Source organism: Novosphingobium pokkalii (assembly GCF_014652855.1).
In the GTDB taxonomy this organism is placed as follows: Bacteria; Pseudomonadota; Alphaproteobacteria; order Sphingomonadales; family Sphingomonadaceae; genus Novosphingobium; species Novosphingobium pokkalii.
Window position 1 is genome coordinate 108,226 of record NZ_BMZP01000009.1, and the last position, 14,999, is coordinate 123,224.

The following is a 14,999-nucleotide window of genomic DNA, read 5'->3' on the forward strand; positions in this document are numbered from 1 at the left end:
AATATCCGTCGCGCCGGACTTGATCCGGGGCCCTCCGCTCCCGTCAGCGCCTCAAACCGTAACCACCGTGCCCATCGCCGGATCGGACCAGCTCGGCCGCCCGGTCTCGACATGCCCTGCAAAGCGCCGCAGGAAGCCATCGGGGCCGTCCACCGCGAGGTCATACCAATGGTGGCTGGCCGCGACCGGCACGGCCACGCGCCGGCTCTGCCCGGCGGCGAGCGTCACGCGCGCGACTTCGCCCGCGCCATAGGCTAGGCGCCGCACCACCAGCGCCACCGGCGCAGGGCCGGGATTGGCCAGAGTCAGCCACACGCGGTCGCCCGCCTCCTCCAGCGTCACCCGCGCCGGGGGCGGCAGCGGCCCGGCCAGATCGCGCACGAAGCCGTTGGGGCCGCGCACCGTCAGGCGGCAAGGCCCCTGCGCCAGGCCCGGCGGGCGATCGCGCAGGCTGGCGCCCGCCGCCACGGTATAAGTCCACGGACCTGCCGTACCGCCACGGTCATAGACCTGGAACACCGCGCCCTGACGGCCGGTATTGGCAAAGACCAGTTGCCATTCGGCGCCCTCGCCCGCTTCGCTCACTGCCAGGCGATAGGGCAGCGCGCGCGCCGGGCGCTGGCCCGGCTCCTGTACCGGCATGGCCTGCTGTGCCGGCGGCTGCGGCTTGGGCAGCGCCGCCTGCGCCGCCACGCGGGCGTGGTAATCGCCGATCGCGGGCAGGGATTGCAGGGCATGGATCGCCGCGCCATCGGGATCGGCAAAATCGAACATGTCCACCAGATCGCCGGTCACCGCGCGGCGCCACGGGGAAATGTTGGGCTCCATCACGCCAAAGCGCCGCTCCAGGAAGCGGATCACCGAAGTATGGTCGTTGACGCCGGAATGGACGAAGCCGCCGCGCGTCCACGGCGAGACCACCAGCAGCGGCACGCGGATGCCCAGCCCCACCGGCTCGCCCTTGTAGGCCTCGCCGCGCGTGTCCACGCTGCTCAGGCCCTGCGCGCGCGTCACCGCCGGCACCGGGCCGGGCACGTGATCGAAAAAGCCGTCGTTTTCGTCATAGTTGAGGATCAGCGCGGTCTTGGCCCAGACCTCGGGATTGGCCACCAGCGCCGCGAGCAGCCGCGCGGTCAGGCTTTCGCCAAAGGCGGGCGGCGCCTCGGGATGCTCGGAATAGCGCGCGGGGGCGACGATCCAGGAAACCTGCGGCAGGCTGTCGGCCGCCACGTCCTTGGCAAAGGCCGAGACGAGGTATTGCGCCTCTGACTTTTCGGCGGTCTCCGCGCTCGATCCGGCCACCCACGCCCGCCCCCGGCGATAGAGCGACGAGGCGCGATCCAGCCCCCGGAAGCTGGCAAAGAACGGCAGCGAGTTGTCGCCGAAATTCTCGTATTCCTGATAGACCTGCCAGCTTATCCCGGCCGCTTCCAGCCGCTCGGCATAGGTCGTCCAGCGCGCCGCGCCGGGGAAATCGGCCTTGTCGCGCGCCATGTCGGCGGTCCAGTTGCCATCGTCGGCATTGTCCACCGCCTGCAAGCGGTCGTCGCCCACGCTCAGCCCGCTGGTGCCGGAAAACAGGAACATGCGATTGGGATTGGTCGGCCCGTGGATCGAGCAGAAGTACTGGTCGCCAATGGTGAAGGCATCGGCCAGCGCATGGTAGAACGGAATGTCGCCGCGCACGAAATGGCCCATCGTCTGGGGCGACTTGTGCCTGATCCAGCTATCGTATTCGGCCCAGTCGGCAAAGGCGCCTTTCCAGCTATGGTCCAGGCTTTTCAGCCCTTGCGCATTGCTGATCGTACCATCCATGTGGAACGGCAGGACAACACCTTGACCATCGGGGGCAGGCTGGTGAAACACGCTGCGCCCGTTGCGCAGCAGCAGCGGGCGCGGATCGCCATAGCCGCGCACGCCGCGCAGGGTGCCGTAATAGTGATCGAACGAGCGGTTTTCCTGCATCAGGATCACCACATGCTCCACATCGGCCAGCGTGCCGGTGCGGCGCGCGGCGGGCAGCGCCAGGGCCTTGGCAATCGCTGGCGGCAAGGCGCCCGCGGCACTCGCCGCCGCCACTGCCTTGAGGAAATCGCGCCGCCCTGACCGCTGCATCATGGGAATCCCTAAATACCGAAGCCTGCCCCGTTATCTGCCTTGTCGAACAGATTTGTGACAGCTTTCACCGCCATGAGCTGTCATCGCGCGGCAAGCGCTGGAAATCGTCCACCACGCGCACCTGGTGCGGCGGCGCCGCGCCCCAGCGCCAGAACACCACGTTGCGGTCTTCGCTCTGCGCGCGATGGGCAAAGCTGGGCACGATCACCCCGGCCGCCCCTTGCGCGATCAGGCGCCTGGCCAGGGTCCAGGTGGGCGGCACCTGCCCGCGATCGGCCAGGTCTTCCCACGCGCAGGCAAGATCGGCCGGCGCAACTGCCAGCGCAGAGAGCGTCGCGGGATCGGTCAGGTCGAGGAGGTCGGCGCAATCCACGTCATAGGAACAGAGCGTCAGCGGCTGCGCCTTGAAGGCAAAGCCCTGCTGCGCTTCCAGCCAGGCGGTTTCGGGCCGCAGCGCGGTATAGAGCGCCGGCGTACCCAGCGGATTGAACCGCCCGCCATGGCGCGCCGCGCCTTCACCCGAAACCGGATCGAAGGCCCAGCGCGGATGGTGCGCGCGATAGACCGCGCCCACCAGCTTGCTGCGCGGCAGTGTCAAGCAAAGCCACCCTCGGCCACGCGGCTGAGATAGCGCTTCACCGCTTCGCCCCGCCCGGCATGGACCAGATCCTCGGCCGTCTGGTCCCCGAACGAGGGCAGTGGCTGCGAGCGATACCAGGCAAAGGCGGCCAGTTCCGAGCCCGTCCACGGGATCACCCGGTTGACGATCTCGACCATGTCGCGCAGCCGCTTTTGCGTGGCGGGCGAGGCCACGCGGCTGGCCTTGGACACGCTGTCGCGCGAGAGGCCCAGCGCATGGGCCAGTTCGGTCTTGGTGATGCGCAACCGGCCCGAGACGACATCGGGCGAAACCGCCCCGCCTTGCCCGACCACATCCACCAGAAACGCCGTTGCCACGCCTGCCTCACCAAATGCCGCTATATTGGGGCAATATACGCGGCTTTGTGGTTTTTACAAGGTGCGTCGGGGCAGGCTTCGCACCACCCCCAACCCCCTCCTCTAAAGAGGAGGGGACTTTATTTTCAGCGCCTTATCTCCCCCTCCTCTTCAGAGGAGGGGGTCGGGGGGTGGTGGAAACCTGGCGCTACCCGCCATACTTCTCCAAAAACGCCCGCGTCACCCCGTTGGTCCAGCCAAACCCGTCCTGCAACGGATACTCCCCGCCGCCACCGGGCGCATGAGTCTCGACGTCGTATTTCTCCAGCATCTTGCCGGTCTCGTCATAGGCCGCCGCCACCGTCGCCAGCCAGCGCCGGGCAATCGTGGCGGCAAGATCAACCTGGCCATAACGCGCCAGGCCCTGGTGCGCGATCCATTGCAGTGGCGCCCAGCCATTGGGATCGTCCCACTGCTGCCCGGTGCGCAAGGGCGTGGTACGCAATCCGCCGGGCGCAAGGAGTTGAGCCGAAACCAGACGCGCCACCGCGCTGGCCTGCGCTGGCGTCGCCAGGCCGACGAACAGGGGATAGAGCGTCGCGGCCGAAACGCGCGGGGTCGGCGCCCGCCGCTCGCGGTCCCAATCGGCAAAGCGGCCTTCGCCCGGCAGCCACAGCCAGCGCTGGATGGCGCGGCCGCGCGCGGCGGCCTGCGCGGCGAAATCGGCGGCGCAGGCCTTGTCGCCCGCTGCGGCGCAGCGGCGGGCAATAGCCTGTTCCTGCGCCCAGAGCAGGCTGTTGAGATCGACCGGCACGATCTGCGTGGTGCGGATCGTGTCCAGCCGCGCCGGATCGGCCAGCCAGCGCGAGGAATAGTCCCACCCGCTTTCCGCCCCGGCGCGCAAGTCCTTGTAGACTTCGGCCACAGGGCGCCCGGACGTGCGCGCCGTGGCCACGTCCTCTGCCCAGGATTCATCGCGCGGACCGGGGGCATCGTCCCAATAGCGGTTGAGCAGGCTGCCATCGGGCATGCGCACAACCCGCGCTGCCGCGCCGCTTTGGCGGGCGGCGGCAGCGCCTTTCATCCAGAATGCGTGTTCCGCCTTGAGCGCGGCAAGATGGCGCGCCGCCGTCACGGCATCGTGGCGCGGATCAAGATCGGCCATCAAGGCCAGGAACGGCGGCTGCGAGCGGCCGAGGTAATAGGTCCGCGTGCCATTGGGCACGAAGCCATAGCGCGCCACCAGGCTGTCGAAATCGTCGAGCATGCCGGTGATCAGCCGGTCCTGCCCATCGGCCTTGAGGCCGAGCATGGTGAAATAGCTGTCCCAGTAATAGATTTCGCGAAAGCGCCCGCCCGGCACGACATAGGGCTCGGGCATGGCAAGCGCGGAGGAACCGGGCGGCGGGGTGAACGCCGGGCGCGTCAATTGTGGCCACAGAGCGGCGATATGCTCGCGCAGGCTGGGCTTGGCGCCGGGTTGCGCGGGCACCACGAAATGCCGCTCGACAAAGGCGCGCAGCGCGTCGGCCCCTTGCGGCCGCTCGGCGCGCCAGGCCGCCATGACGGCGTCGGGCGCCTCGCGCGGGGTGGCATCGGCAAAGGTCTTGCTGTCGGGATAGATCCGCGCCGCCTGCACCGCTTCGAACAGCGGCCCGAACAGCACTTGCGGTGGGGGCGGCAGCGACTGCCCCATCGTGGCCAGCGCCACCAGGCCCAAGCCCGCGCCGCGCAACAGCATGCGCAGGCTCATGCCCCGCCCGCCTGCAACTGGGCCACGCTCTTGGCGATCGCGGCCTGCACGGCATCAAGATGACGCAGGTTGTCCGCCTCGCTCATGCTGTCGAGCATGGGATTGTGATCGGCGGCGCGCAGGCCTTGCCCGGTCATCACCGCAAACCAGCTTGCATCGCGGAACAGGTCTTCGCCCTGGAGCATCAGCCGCCCGCTGGCGCGGAACTGCTCCACCTTGTAGGCCAGGCTATCGGGCAGCGGCGCGGCCTGGCAGGCCTGCCACAGCGGTTCGGTCCGCCCTTGCGTAAAGTGATAGTGCAGCACCAGAAAATCGCGCACGTCTTCCATCTCCCGGGCAAACACGCGGTTGTATTGCTCGGCGAGCAAAGGCGCGCAGTCCTGTCTGGGAAACAGCGAGAGCAGCTTTCCGATCCCGGTCTGGATCAGGTGGATGCTGGTCGATTCCAGCGGTTCCAGGAATCCGCTGGACAGCCCGATCGCCACCACGTTGCCGATCCACGCCTTGCGGCGGCGGCCGGGCACGAAGCGGATCAGGCGCGGTTCGGCCTCGGGCGTGCCGATCGCGGCGAGCAGGCTGTCGCGCGCGGCCTCCGCCTGCTGGAACCGGCTGGAAAAGACATAGCCGTTGCCCACGCGGTGTTGCAGCGGAATGCGCCAGCGCCAGCCGGCCTGCGCCGCCGTTGCCGTGGTGTGCAGCGGCGCTGCGGGATCGGCGGCGGTGGGCGCGGCCCAGGCGCTGTCGCAGGGCAGCCAGTGCGACCAATCCTCGAACCCGGCGGCCATTTCCCCTTCGATCAACAGGCCTTTCAGGCCCGAGCAATCGATGAACAGGTCGGCCGCGATGCGCTCCCCACGCTCGGTGGTCAGCGCGCGGACCAGGCCGGTCTCGCCATCGCGCTCGATCCGCGTGACGCGCCCTTCGTGGCGGCGCACGCCGCGCCCTTCGGCCATCTGGCGCAGGAACGCGGCATAGCGCCCGGCATCGAAGTGATAGGCATGGCCCAGCGTCGAGAGCAGCGAACGTGGATCGCCATTGCCCCGCGCAAACCGGCGCGCGCGGGCCAGTTGCGTGGTGAGCGAAAACGCCTCGATATCGCGGGCATGCCCACCGTTCCACGCGCGGATCAGCCGGTGCGGCAGCATCTGCGCGTCGCCCGGCAAGCCATACGTGCCGAACGGATGGAAATAGGCGCTGCCCTCCCCCTGCCAGCCGCGAAATTCGATGCCCAGTTTCCAGGTGGCGCCGGTCGCTTGCATGAACGCGGCTTCGTCCAGCCCGATCAACTGGTTGAACCAGTGGATCGTGGGGATCGTCGCCTCGCCCACCCCGATCGTGCCGATCGCGTCGGATTCGATCAGGGCCATGGCCACGCCTTGCCCGGCCAGCGCCTTGGACAGCGCGGCGGCCGTCATCCACCCGGCGGTGCCGCCGCCCAGGATCGCGACCGAACGGATCGGCGCCGCGCTCATCGCGGGCCGCAGCCGGTGGCGCCGGGTGTCGGCCGCTTGAGCGCGAGGTAGACCGTACTCCACAATTGCGCGGCGTTGGATTCGTCGGCATCGCCGCCGCGCGCGCCAAAGGCCTCCACTTTGTATCGACCGCCCGCCATGCTCCACGACCACAGCTCGGAACTCTGCACCGCGCGCGTGGCATCGATCGCGCGCCACAGCGCCCCTTGCGCGGCCCGCACCCGCGCGCAGACCGGTGCGGGCAGATCAGCCCGCGCCGCCTGCCGCGCCAGGCCCGCGGCGGCCAGCGCCTGGTGCCACGACCACACCACCGTGCCGTGATAGGCATTGCGGCCAAAGCGCGCCTGCAACGGGGCCGGGGCCAGCGCCGGATCGGCCACGACCATGCCCGCCCCGGTCATCAACCCGGCAGGAAACGGCCGCGCCATGGTATCGGCGGCCAGCCTGACCTGGTCGGCATCGGGGCTGCCCATAAGCAGGGCAAAGCCTTCATCGGAATGCAGGATCGGCACCGGCTGCCCCGCGCCATCGAGGGCGATGGCGTGATAGCGCAGCGGCTGCTGGCCCAGTGCAGCGAGCGCAGGCGCCGCCGGCACCCCTTGCGCGCGGGCATAGGCGCCGATGCGCGCCCTTGCCGTGGGTGCATCCACACTTTGCAGGAACAGGCGCGGCGCCGCCTCGTGCCAGACTTTCGCCATGGTTTCCACGCGCGCCAGCATAGCGCGATCTTCCGGCGCGGCATAGGCATCGAGCAGCCCGGCCCGCGCCATCGCAGCGGCCGCCTCCAGCGCAGCCGGCACCAGCACGGCGTTGACATCATAGGGATAACGCCCGCCGCCCAGGCCATCGTTGCTGTCGCGCCATTCGCCCGCATCCATGCCGGGCTTGAGCGCGATCAGGTTCTGCCAGCGCGTATCGCGGGCAAAGGGTTCGGCCGCCCGTACCACATGGCGCAGATTGGCCATCAGCGCGGCGCCGAGCGCGGTATCGCCGGTCCGTTCGGCCAGGAACGTGGCGGCGCGGGCCGCCCCGCGCGGATCGTCCACCAGCCAGGCCCGCGCCACCGGCGCCAGCAGAAAGGCGCTGTCGATCATCGCATAGTTGTAGGTGGGCGCATCGCTTGGCCCCTCGCCCGCCTTGAGGTGATCGAGCACGGCGAATTCGCCGATGTCCTCCTCGTGCGCCACGTTGCCATCACCCGACAGGCGGGTGAGCACCGAACGCAAACCGGTTTCCACCGCCGCGGGCGAAAGGACCGGCATCAGCAGGCGCACCGACATCAGCGTGTCCCGTCCGAAATAGGTGTTGAACCGCCAGGAACCGGCCAAGAACTTCTCATGATAGCTCAGGAATTGCAACGCGCGGCGGGCCGCCGGATCGGCCGCCGCCTGGGGCGTGAGCAGGGTCTGCGGCGTATAGGGCGTCAGCGCCGGATCGCCGCTCAGCGCAGTGATTTCCAGGGCGATCCGCCCGTCGGCGCCAGCCAGGATCGCGCCATCGGCCAGGCGCCCGTGGGTGACGGTCACCGCCAGGCGATAGCCGGCCTTGCTGTCCAGCCGGTCGCGCTGCCACGTCACGCTTTGCCCGGAGATCTGTGGCGCCACCAGCACTTGCCCCGGCGTCTGGCCCAATGCCTGGTAATCGCGCAGCACCCGCACGCTCGAGAGCACCGCCTGCTTCAGGTCGAGCCGGGGCGTGCCGATCTGCGCGGCAAGGCGCACCCCGCGCAAGGGGCGCCCCTGTGCATCGGCCTCGTGCACCGGCACGGGCGCTGTGGTCACCGTCCACTGCGCCGGCCGCGCGATCTTGCCGAACCACAGCGCCGTGCCGCTGTTGCCCGCGGGAAACGCCACGATCAGGCGCGGATCGCTGCCCGAACGCAGCAGGACATGCGCGGCCACATCGCCCTGCTGGACAAAGGCGTTGAGATTGAGGCCCTCCTGGAACACCGGCGCCCCCGCAGGCGGCGCGGCCCCGGCCTGAAGCAGCAGGGCAAGCGGCGCCAGCACGCGGGTGGGGATCATGGTAAAACCTCTCACTGACAAGATATTGCTGATTCCAGCGTCACCCCGGGCTTGACCCGGGGTCCCGCTTTTTTCTTTCGCCGCTACGCCAAGCTCCAAGAAGCGGGACCCCGGATCATGTCCGGGGTGACGAACAATTTGGTTTCGCCAACCCCAGAAAGGGTGCGCCGGGGGTCATGGGAGGGGGAACCCCCGGCGCGAGGGGATGCTCAGAAGCGATAGGTGAGCGAGGCCATGGCATTGCGTCCGGCGATCGCGCGGCCATAGAAATAGCCGTTGACGATCGTCTGCGTCTGGCCCTGGCGCGGGTTGCCTTCGGTAAAGCCCTTGGCGTTGGTCAGGTTGTCCACGCTCACCGTCAGGTTGAGCTGGTCGGTCAGGTTGAGATTGGTGCCGATGGTGAACACGCTGTAGCTGGGCAGGGCCACGCCATTGCCGGCGTCGGCAAAGATCTTGCCGATGTATTTCCAGCGGCCATAGATCTCGCCCAGGCCATGGGGCAGCGTGAACGCGGGCGTCACCGTCAGCAGCTTCTTCGGCGTGCGTTCGGGCGTATTGCCTTCATACTGCGTCTGCGCCGCGCCATCGAAGCGCAGGTTGTTGAGGCGCGGCACCTGGTAGACGCCGGTGGCGGTCAGGGTGAAATTGCGCGTCGGGCGGATTTCGGCATCAAGCTGCACGCCGTTGGTGGTGTTGTTGGCCAGCGCGTTCACCGCATTGGCCGGATCGGCCGGATCGATGAACTGGTAGGACTGGTTCTTGAACAGCGTGCGGAAGCCGACGATCGAGGCCGAAAGGAACGGCGTGCGCAGCCGCACCCCGCCTTCATAGAGCGTCAGGTCGGTCGGCCCGTGCGTGCCGCCGGTATCCGCGCCATTGGTCTGGAAACCCTTGGCCCCGCGCACATAGAGCGAGACAGCCGGCGTCAGTTCATAGTTGATGCCCGCCGTATAGGCCCAGTCGTGGAAGCTGGCCGAATAGTGGGTATAGGTGCCGTCGAACGTGCTGCCCACGTCCTGCGCCAGGCCCGGCGTGCCGGCCGGCACTGCTTCGTTGACAGCGGCGGTATTGCCGATGTTGGCCGAAACGTGCTGGTGCTCATAGCGCGCGCCAAAGTCGATGTGCAGCTTGTCGTTGATCGTCAGCTCGTCGTTGAAATAGCCCGAGAGGCTTTCGACGTGGTCGTTGAAAATGCCCTGGCCCCAGTTGCCATAGCTGAGCATGCCATTGTTGGTGAGCTGGCCCAGCACATCGCCGCCCGCGCTCAGCGCCACCACGTCATAGATATGCGAATTGTCGCGCACATCGTTGATCAGGGTGGCCACGGCCGACTGGTCGTTGCGGCGGCGCACGTCGTAATACATGCCGCCCACGGTCAGCGAGTTCTGCACGGCATCGCCGCGCACGTCCCACGTCACGCCGAAATTGCTGCCGAAATCCTTGGTCGCCAGCGTCTGGTGATTGAGCACCGTCTGCTGGAGCAGGCCATTGCCGTTAAGCGCGTTCAGCGTCGCAGCATCGGACGCAGCGATCACCTTGCCGGTCAGGGTGTCGCGAATGCCGAATTGGGTCGTGCCGGGGAAAGCCGCCGCACCGGCCGCCAGGGTGCTGGCAATCGGCGAAGTGCCCGGCGTCAGGTAATCGACCGCCGAGGCAAGGCCTGCCGTGCCCGAGCCGCTGCCCGGAAAGATGCCGTTGAAATCGTAGTTGCCGTCGAGATAGCGCGCGCGGGCGAACAGCTTCACGCCATCGGCCAGCGGCTTTTCCATGTCGATGCGATAGGTCCACGAGGTGGTGTGGATGCCATCCTTGCCGTTGAACACGCGCAGCCGGTTGCCCGTGGCCGAAGCATCGGGCACCGCGATCGAACGGAACCCTTCGCCCAGGATGTTGTCATAGCGCAGGTCGGTGCCCGGGATGCTGCCGATCTTGCCCGAGGCATCGACGGCGAACGGCATGTCGGCATAATAGGGATCGCGCTCGTCGCGCCGCTGCACGGTCAGGCGCACGAAGCCATCGTCGTCGAAGCGCTTCTCGATCTGGCCCTTCACCTGATAGCTGTTGTAGCGGAACGGCGAATGGCGCTGGCCGCGCTGGCTCCAGAAATAGCCGCTCAGGCTATAGGCCAGCCCGTCTGCCACCGGGCCGGAGAGATAGGCATCGGCGCGAAAGTCGGAATAGGTCGTGCCGCTGATCCGGGCCAGGCCGCCCAGCTTGTCGAAATTGAGCTTGCGCGAGATGAAGTTGATCGTGGCGCCCGCGCCATTGGGGGCCAGCACGCCCGAAGTGCCGCCTTCCACCGCTTCCATGCGATCGACCGAGAGATCCTGCTGGAAATAGAAGTCGGCACCACCACCGCCATAGAGGATCGGCAGGCCATCCTGCTCCAGGGTGATGAACGTCTGCCCGCCGCCGCGCAGGCCGCGCACCGAATAGTTGTTGGATGCCGGACCCGCCGTCGCTTCCACGAAGATGCCCGGCACCAGCTCCAGCGTTTCGGCGGTGGAACGCGGCGCCTTGCGTTGCAGTTCGGCGGCGCTCGCCAGTGTCACGTTGCTCGACGAGTTGAACTGGGTGCGGCGGCCCGAGGTATTGCCGGTCACCACGATGGCTTCGGTGGCCTGGATGCCTTCGGGCGCGGTCGTCTCTGCCGCCGGAGTTTGCTGGCTGGGGCTGGCCGGCGAGGTCACGTCCTGCCCGGCGCCGGGCGCGGCCTGCGGGCGCGGCGCGGAACGCAGGCGGCTGGGCGCGGGATCGAGCGGGCCGGCATCGGCAAACACCGCCGTGCGGCCATCGAACGAAACCAGGCGCAGATGGCCCGAGGCGGCGAGGCGGCGCAGGCCGTCCTGCACGGTATAGCGCCCCTTGATCGCGGCGATGCGCCGCCCTTGCGTGGCCGTGCCGGGCGCCAGGATCTGGATGCCGGCCTGGCGGGCGAAGACCACAAGGCCATCCTTGGCCGCCTGGCCGGGCACGTCGAACTGGCGCACCTGTTCATCGGCCATGGCCGGGGCCACGGCCACGACGGCCGCCCCGGCGAGCACGGATGACGAGATGCAGAAGCGATGGATCGATCGCATGGTATCCTCCCCTGACAGGTTCTCACGCCTTTGCAGCGTTCAGCCCCACAGATGACCGGCCAACGCATTTCCGTCAGGCCCGGTTCAAAAAACCCGCAAAAAATTATGGTGTGTGGGGATTTGGGCCAGGGTGGAGCGAGAATGGGTGATTTTCGCGACCCGGAGCGCAGCGTACTTCAGGTACGTGAGCACCGGAAGCGCGGAAAGCGCCCGTTCGCAGCCCGCCATGGCCCAAATCCCCACACACCCTATCGCAGGATGCGGATGACGCCGTTGCCGCGCTCTACCCGGCCGCCCACCATGGCCGCGCAGGCCTGGGCAAAGCCGTCCATGTCGTTGGTCTGGAACGAGCCGACCACGCGCTTGTCGGCCAGCGCCGGGTCCACTTCCAGGCGATCCTCGTGATAGGCGTTGAAGCGCTGGGCGGCCTGGGCCAGCGTCACGTCGTCCAGCACGATCTGCCCTTCGCGCCAGGCCAGTTCCTGCTGGGCCGCATCGGCCGCGATCGGGCTGACCGCCAGCCCCACGCCATCGTCCAGCCGCGCGCGCTGCCCGGCCTTGACCAGTTGCGCCTCGCCGCCCTCGCTCCATACCTTGACCGTGCCTTCGGTCACCACCACGTCCACGCCCAGGCCGGCCCGGCGCACATTGAACGCGGTGCCCACCGCCTGCACCCGCACGCGGCCCGCCGTGACGGTAAACGGCCGATCGGGTGCCTTGGCCACCTGGAACCAGGCCTCCCCCTGCGCGAGGTCCACGTCGCGGCGGCGGGGAGTGAACGAGACGTTCAATTCGCTGCCGCTGTTGACCACGGCCATCGATCCATCGGCGAGCGGCACGCGGCGCATTTCGCCGATGCGGGTGCGGATGCCCGAACCCTGCGGCCAGAGCGCGAGGCCGGCGGCACCGATCAGCCCGCCTGCCACGCCCACGCCGGCCAGCGCCAGGGCTTGGCGCCGGGTGGCGCCCCATCGGGCATGGTCATCGGGGGCTTCGTCCTGTGGCGCCTGCTCCGGCGCATCGTCATCGTGCAGCGCGCGGCACCGATCGAGCAGGGCCATGCCCGCCTGCGCCCGCAGCAAGGCACCGCGATGGCGTGGATCGAGCGCCAGCCAGGCGTCGAGCGCGGCTTCCTCTTCGCCGGCAAGGCCGCGGTCCAGCCGGGCCGCCCACTGGCAGGCGATCGCATCGATCGGGTTGGCGGGCGCATCGCTCATGGGCGGTCTCCCTGGCGGGTGCGGCGCGCCAGCATGGCGCGGCGGCGCGTGGGCATTTCGGCGCGTTCGCCTTCGGTCAACTGGTCCAGCACACGGCGCAGCCCGCGCGCCACTTCGTTCTCCACCACGTTTTCGCTCAGGCCCAGACGGCTGGCGATCTCGCGCTGGGGCAGGCCCTCGATCTTGCGCATGCGCACGATCTTGCGGCTGCGTTCGGGCAGCGCATCGATCAGGCGCTCCACGCGCTCAAGCGCCAGGCGGCCGGCCACGATCCGCTCCGGACTGCATTCCTCGTCCTCGCCCCCCTGCTCCAGCACGGCGAGCCCGCTGGCCGCCTCGATCCGCACCACCCGTTCGCGGCGCACCTGTTCCAGCACGATATTGCGCGCGACGCGAAAGAAATAGCGGCGGGGATCGTCGATATGCTCCACGCTGGAAAGGCCAGCCAACCGGCAATAGGATTCCTGGATCACGTCATCGACATCGATCGCCGGAAACGCCGTGCGCAACCAGGTGCGCAAGGCGCGCTCGTGCGGCAGCACGTGGCGGCTGACCCAGCCGATCAGGAAAGAAGACATTGCAGGCATCTGCCCACCGATGCACCGCCCGTGCCTTTCCGTCACTTCTCAGGCGAAAAAATTTGCCTCGGCCGTCAGGCGCTTGGCCTCGCCACCATCAGCACGTCGTGGCCCTGGTAGATCGGATCGGTGCGATCCAGCCAGGCGAGGGCCACGTGGATGTCGTCGCGCGACAGCGGCGTCGCTTCCGCGCGGCGCATCAGGGCGGCGACGCAGGCGCGGGCCATCGCCGCGCTCTCGGTCAGGCCCTGGATGAACGGGTGGCGGTGCAGCAGGAACGGCAGGGACAGCACATGCACGCGGGCCAGCGCGGGGTCTTCGGGATCGAGCACATGGCCTTGCGCTGGCGCCAGGCCTTCGTGCCATTCGCGCTCCTGCGCCAGGGCCTGGGCGCACAGGTGCAAGCGCAGCGTGGGAAACGGAAAGTCTTCCAGGCCCAGCGGCGCCTGCCCGCGCGCATCGATCACGTCATCGAACGTCTGCCCCGCGATCTGCCAGCCCCCGTCCGGTCCGCGTGCGACGCCCTGGCGCCCGTCGACGCGCTGGACGGCAAGCACCCCGGCGTCGTGCAGCGCAAGCAGGCGCACCACCGACAGGTGCGGCACGGCGGCATAGTTGTCGACGAACACGCGCTTGAGCCCACGCGAGAACCGCGCCAGGTCGGCATCGGCGAGTGTGGGCACGATGGTGGCAAAGGCCTCGTGCAGGCGCAGGATGGCGTGGCGCCACGGGCTGGCCTTGCGCTGGGCATGGCTGGCCCGCGCCTCGGCCAGATTGGCGCGGGCATGCGCGAACGGATCGGCCGCCATGCGCGCGGAAAAATGGCGCTCGGCAAAGCTGTCGACATCGCAGCTCTCCAGGTTCAGCGCGGCGGCGTAACCGGGATCGGCCTCGCCCAGCTCGCGGGCGAACAGCGCAAAAGCGCGATCGAGGTCTCCGGCGCGGCCCTGCACCACTCTGCCCAGTGCCTCGGGCGTGCAATGGCGCAGCGGCGGCGCGGTTTCCGGCACCCAGAAATCCGCCTCCGGCAGCAGGCCGTGGCGCGACAGGAACGTGACGGCAAAGGGCTGTTCCAGCGCATAGCGCAGCGTGCCGTCGCCCGCCTCATGGAAGTGCCCATGCCGCACGGCGAGTTCCACCGCCGCGTCGATCGCGCTCAGCGAACTGCCCAGCACGGCCACGCGGCGCCCATGCGCGGTGCGCGCCGTGGCCCCGGCCAGCCGCGCGCCGACATCGGGCTTGCCATAGCCGCTGGCAACGATCACCGCGTCGAAATCGGCCGTGTGCCGGCGGCCGCGCTGCTTCCACACCACCTCAACGCCATCGGGCCGGGCAAGAATGTCCTGCACTTCGGCATGGCAGTGCAGCGCGGTGGCGCACGGCCCGGCTTCCGGCGTCATCAGGCGGCCAAGCTGGTCGGCATAATAGGCGCCCAGCGCCATGCGCGGAAAGAAGGCGCGCGGATCGTGCGCCGTGCCTGCCAAGCCCAGCGCCGCCTGGCGCTGCGGGCTTTGCCGCGTGGCCCAGGCGTTGAGCGTTTCGCCCACGGGGGGGAGCTCGTATCCGGCGATATTGGCCAGCAGATGCGCGCCGTTGTGGCGGGCGTTGAACGGAATGCCCTGCCCCGGCTGGCCGCCCGCCTCCAGCAGCGTGACGCGATGGGCCACGCCCTGGCGCTGCAAGGCATCGAGCGCATAGACTGCCGTTGGCCCGGCCCCGACGATGGCAATGGACAGCGGATGGAAAGGACCGGAGCGCGCCGGCACGCGGGGCGTGGCTGACATGATGGCAAGGCAACGGCAGCGGGGCCATGGCGGTTCC

10 protein-coding genes are annotated in these 14,999 nt (G+C 68.8%); all 10 read right to left on the minus strand.

Features of this window, described 5'->3' with window-relative positions:
* Positions 1-51: 51 nt before the first annotated feature.
* The 10 genes from IE191_RS11525 to IE191_RS11570 all read right to left on the minus strand — a co-directional run bounded on the left by IE191_RS11525 (position 52) and on the right by IE191_RS11570 (position 14,962).
* The gene (locus tag IE191_RS11525; RefSeq protein ID WP_191324505.1) at positions 52-2,118 is read right to left on the minus strand and encodes a phosphocholine-specific phospholipase C; all 2,067 of its coding nucleotides are present in this window, start codon (positions 2,116-2,118) and stop codon (positions 52-54) included.
* A gap of 64 nt (positions 2,119-2,182) precedes the next feature.
* A complete protein-coding gene (locus IE191_RS11530; protein ID WP_191324506.1) occupies positions 2,183-2,716 on the minus strand; it encodes an RES family NAD+ phosphorylase in 534 nt (177 codons plus the stop codon).
* The gene (locus IE191_RS11535; RefSeq protein ID WP_191324507.1) at positions 2,713-3,075 is read right to left on the minus strand and encodes an antitoxin Xre/MbcA/ParS toxin-binding domain-containing protein; all 363 of its coding nucleotides are present in this window, start codon (positions 3,073-3,075) and stop codon (positions 2,713-2,715) included. Before IE191_RS11535 ends, IE191_RS11530 begins: the two co-directional genes overlap by 4 nt.
* A 187-nt stretch (positions 3,076-3,262) precedes the next feature.
* Positions 3,263-4,807 carry an alpha,alpha-trehalase TreF gene (treF, locus tag IE191_RS11540; protein WP_191324508.1) on the minus strand — a complete coding sequence of 515 codons (1,545 nt, stop codon included), beginning with the start codon at positions 4,805-4,807 and terminating at the stop codon, positions 3,263-3,265.
* The gene (locus tag IE191_RS11545; RefSeq protein ID WP_191324509.1) at positions 4,804-6,279 is read right to left on the minus strand and encodes a tryptophan halogenase family protein; all 1,476 of its coding nucleotides are present in this window, start codon (positions 6,277-6,279) and stop codon (positions 4,804-4,806) included. Before IE191_RS11545 ends, treF begins: the two co-directional genes overlap by 4 nt.
* The gene (locus tag IE191_RS11550) at positions 6,276-8,303 is read right to left on the minus strand and encodes a glucosidase family protein (protein WP_191324510.1); all 2,028 of its coding nucleotides are present in this window, start codon (positions 8,301-8,303) and stop codon (positions 6,276-6,278) included. The genes IE191_RS11545 and IE191_RS11550 overlap by 4 nt, the downstream gene beginning before the upstream one ends.
* 209 nt (positions 8,304-8,512) lie before the next feature.
* The gene (locus IE191_RS11555) at positions 8,513-11,383 is read right to left on the minus strand and encodes a TonB-dependent receptor (RefSeq protein WP_191324511.1); all 2,871 of its coding nucleotides are present in this window, start codon (positions 11,381-11,383) and stop codon (positions 8,513-8,515) included.
* Between the two features lie 248 nt (positions 11,384-11,631).
* The gene (locus tag IE191_RS11560; protein WP_191324512.1) at positions 11,632-12,600 is read right to left on the minus strand and encodes a FecR family protein; all 969 of its coding nucleotides are present in this window, start codon (positions 12,598-12,600) and stop codon (positions 11,632-11,634) included.
* Positions 12,597-13,178: an RNA polymerase sigma factor gene (locus IE191_RS11565; protein WP_229815273.1), complete on the minus strand. Its 582-nt coding sequence runs from the start codon at positions 13,176-13,178 to the stop codon at positions 12,597-12,599. Before IE191_RS11565 ends, IE191_RS11560 begins: the two co-directional genes overlap by 4 nt.
* Before the next feature lie 74 nt (positions 13,179-13,252).
* Entirely contained in the window at positions 13,253-14,962 is a 1,710-nt protein-coding gene (locus tag IE191_RS11570) for an FAD/NAD(P)-binding protein (protein WP_191324513.1), read from the minus strand.
* Between the last annotated feature and the right edge of the window lie 37 nt (positions 14,963-14,999).

Bases quoted from the DNA above. Each gene is read 5' to 3' on its own strand.
- IE191_RS11550 (WP_191324510.1), bottom strand. From the start codon at position 8,303: ATGATCCCCACCCGCGTGCTGGCGCCGCTTGCCCTGCTGCTTCAGGCC.
- IE191_RS11525 (WP_191324505.1), bottom strand. From the start codon at position 2,118: ATGATGCAGCGGTCAGGGCGGCGCGATTTCCTCAAGGCAGTGGCGGCG.
- IE191_RS11560 (WP_191324512.1), bottom strand. From the start codon at position 12,600: ATGAGCGATGCGCCCGCCAACCCGATCGATGCGATCGCCTGCCAGTGG.
- IE191_RS11545 (WP_191324509.1), bottom strand. From the start codon at position 6,279: ATGAGCGCGGCGCCGATCCGTTCGGTCGCGATCCTGGGCGGCGGCACC.
- treF (WP_191324508.1), bottom strand. From the start codon at position 4,807: ATGAGCCTGCGCATGCTGTTGCGCGGCGCGGGCTTGGGCCTGGTGGCG.
- IE191_RS11570 (WP_191324513.1), bottom strand. From the start codon at position 14,962: ATGTCAGCCACGCCCCGCGTGCCGGCGCGCTCCGGTCCTTTCCATCCG.
- IE191_RS11555 (WP_191324511.1), bottom strand. From the start codon at position 11,383: ATGCGATCGATCCATCGCTTCTGCATCTCGTCATCCGTGCTCGCCGGG.
- IE191_RS11565 (WP_229815273.1), bottom strand. From the start codon at position 13,178: ATGTCTTCTTTCCTGATCGGCTGGGTCAGCCGCCACGTGCTGCCGCAC.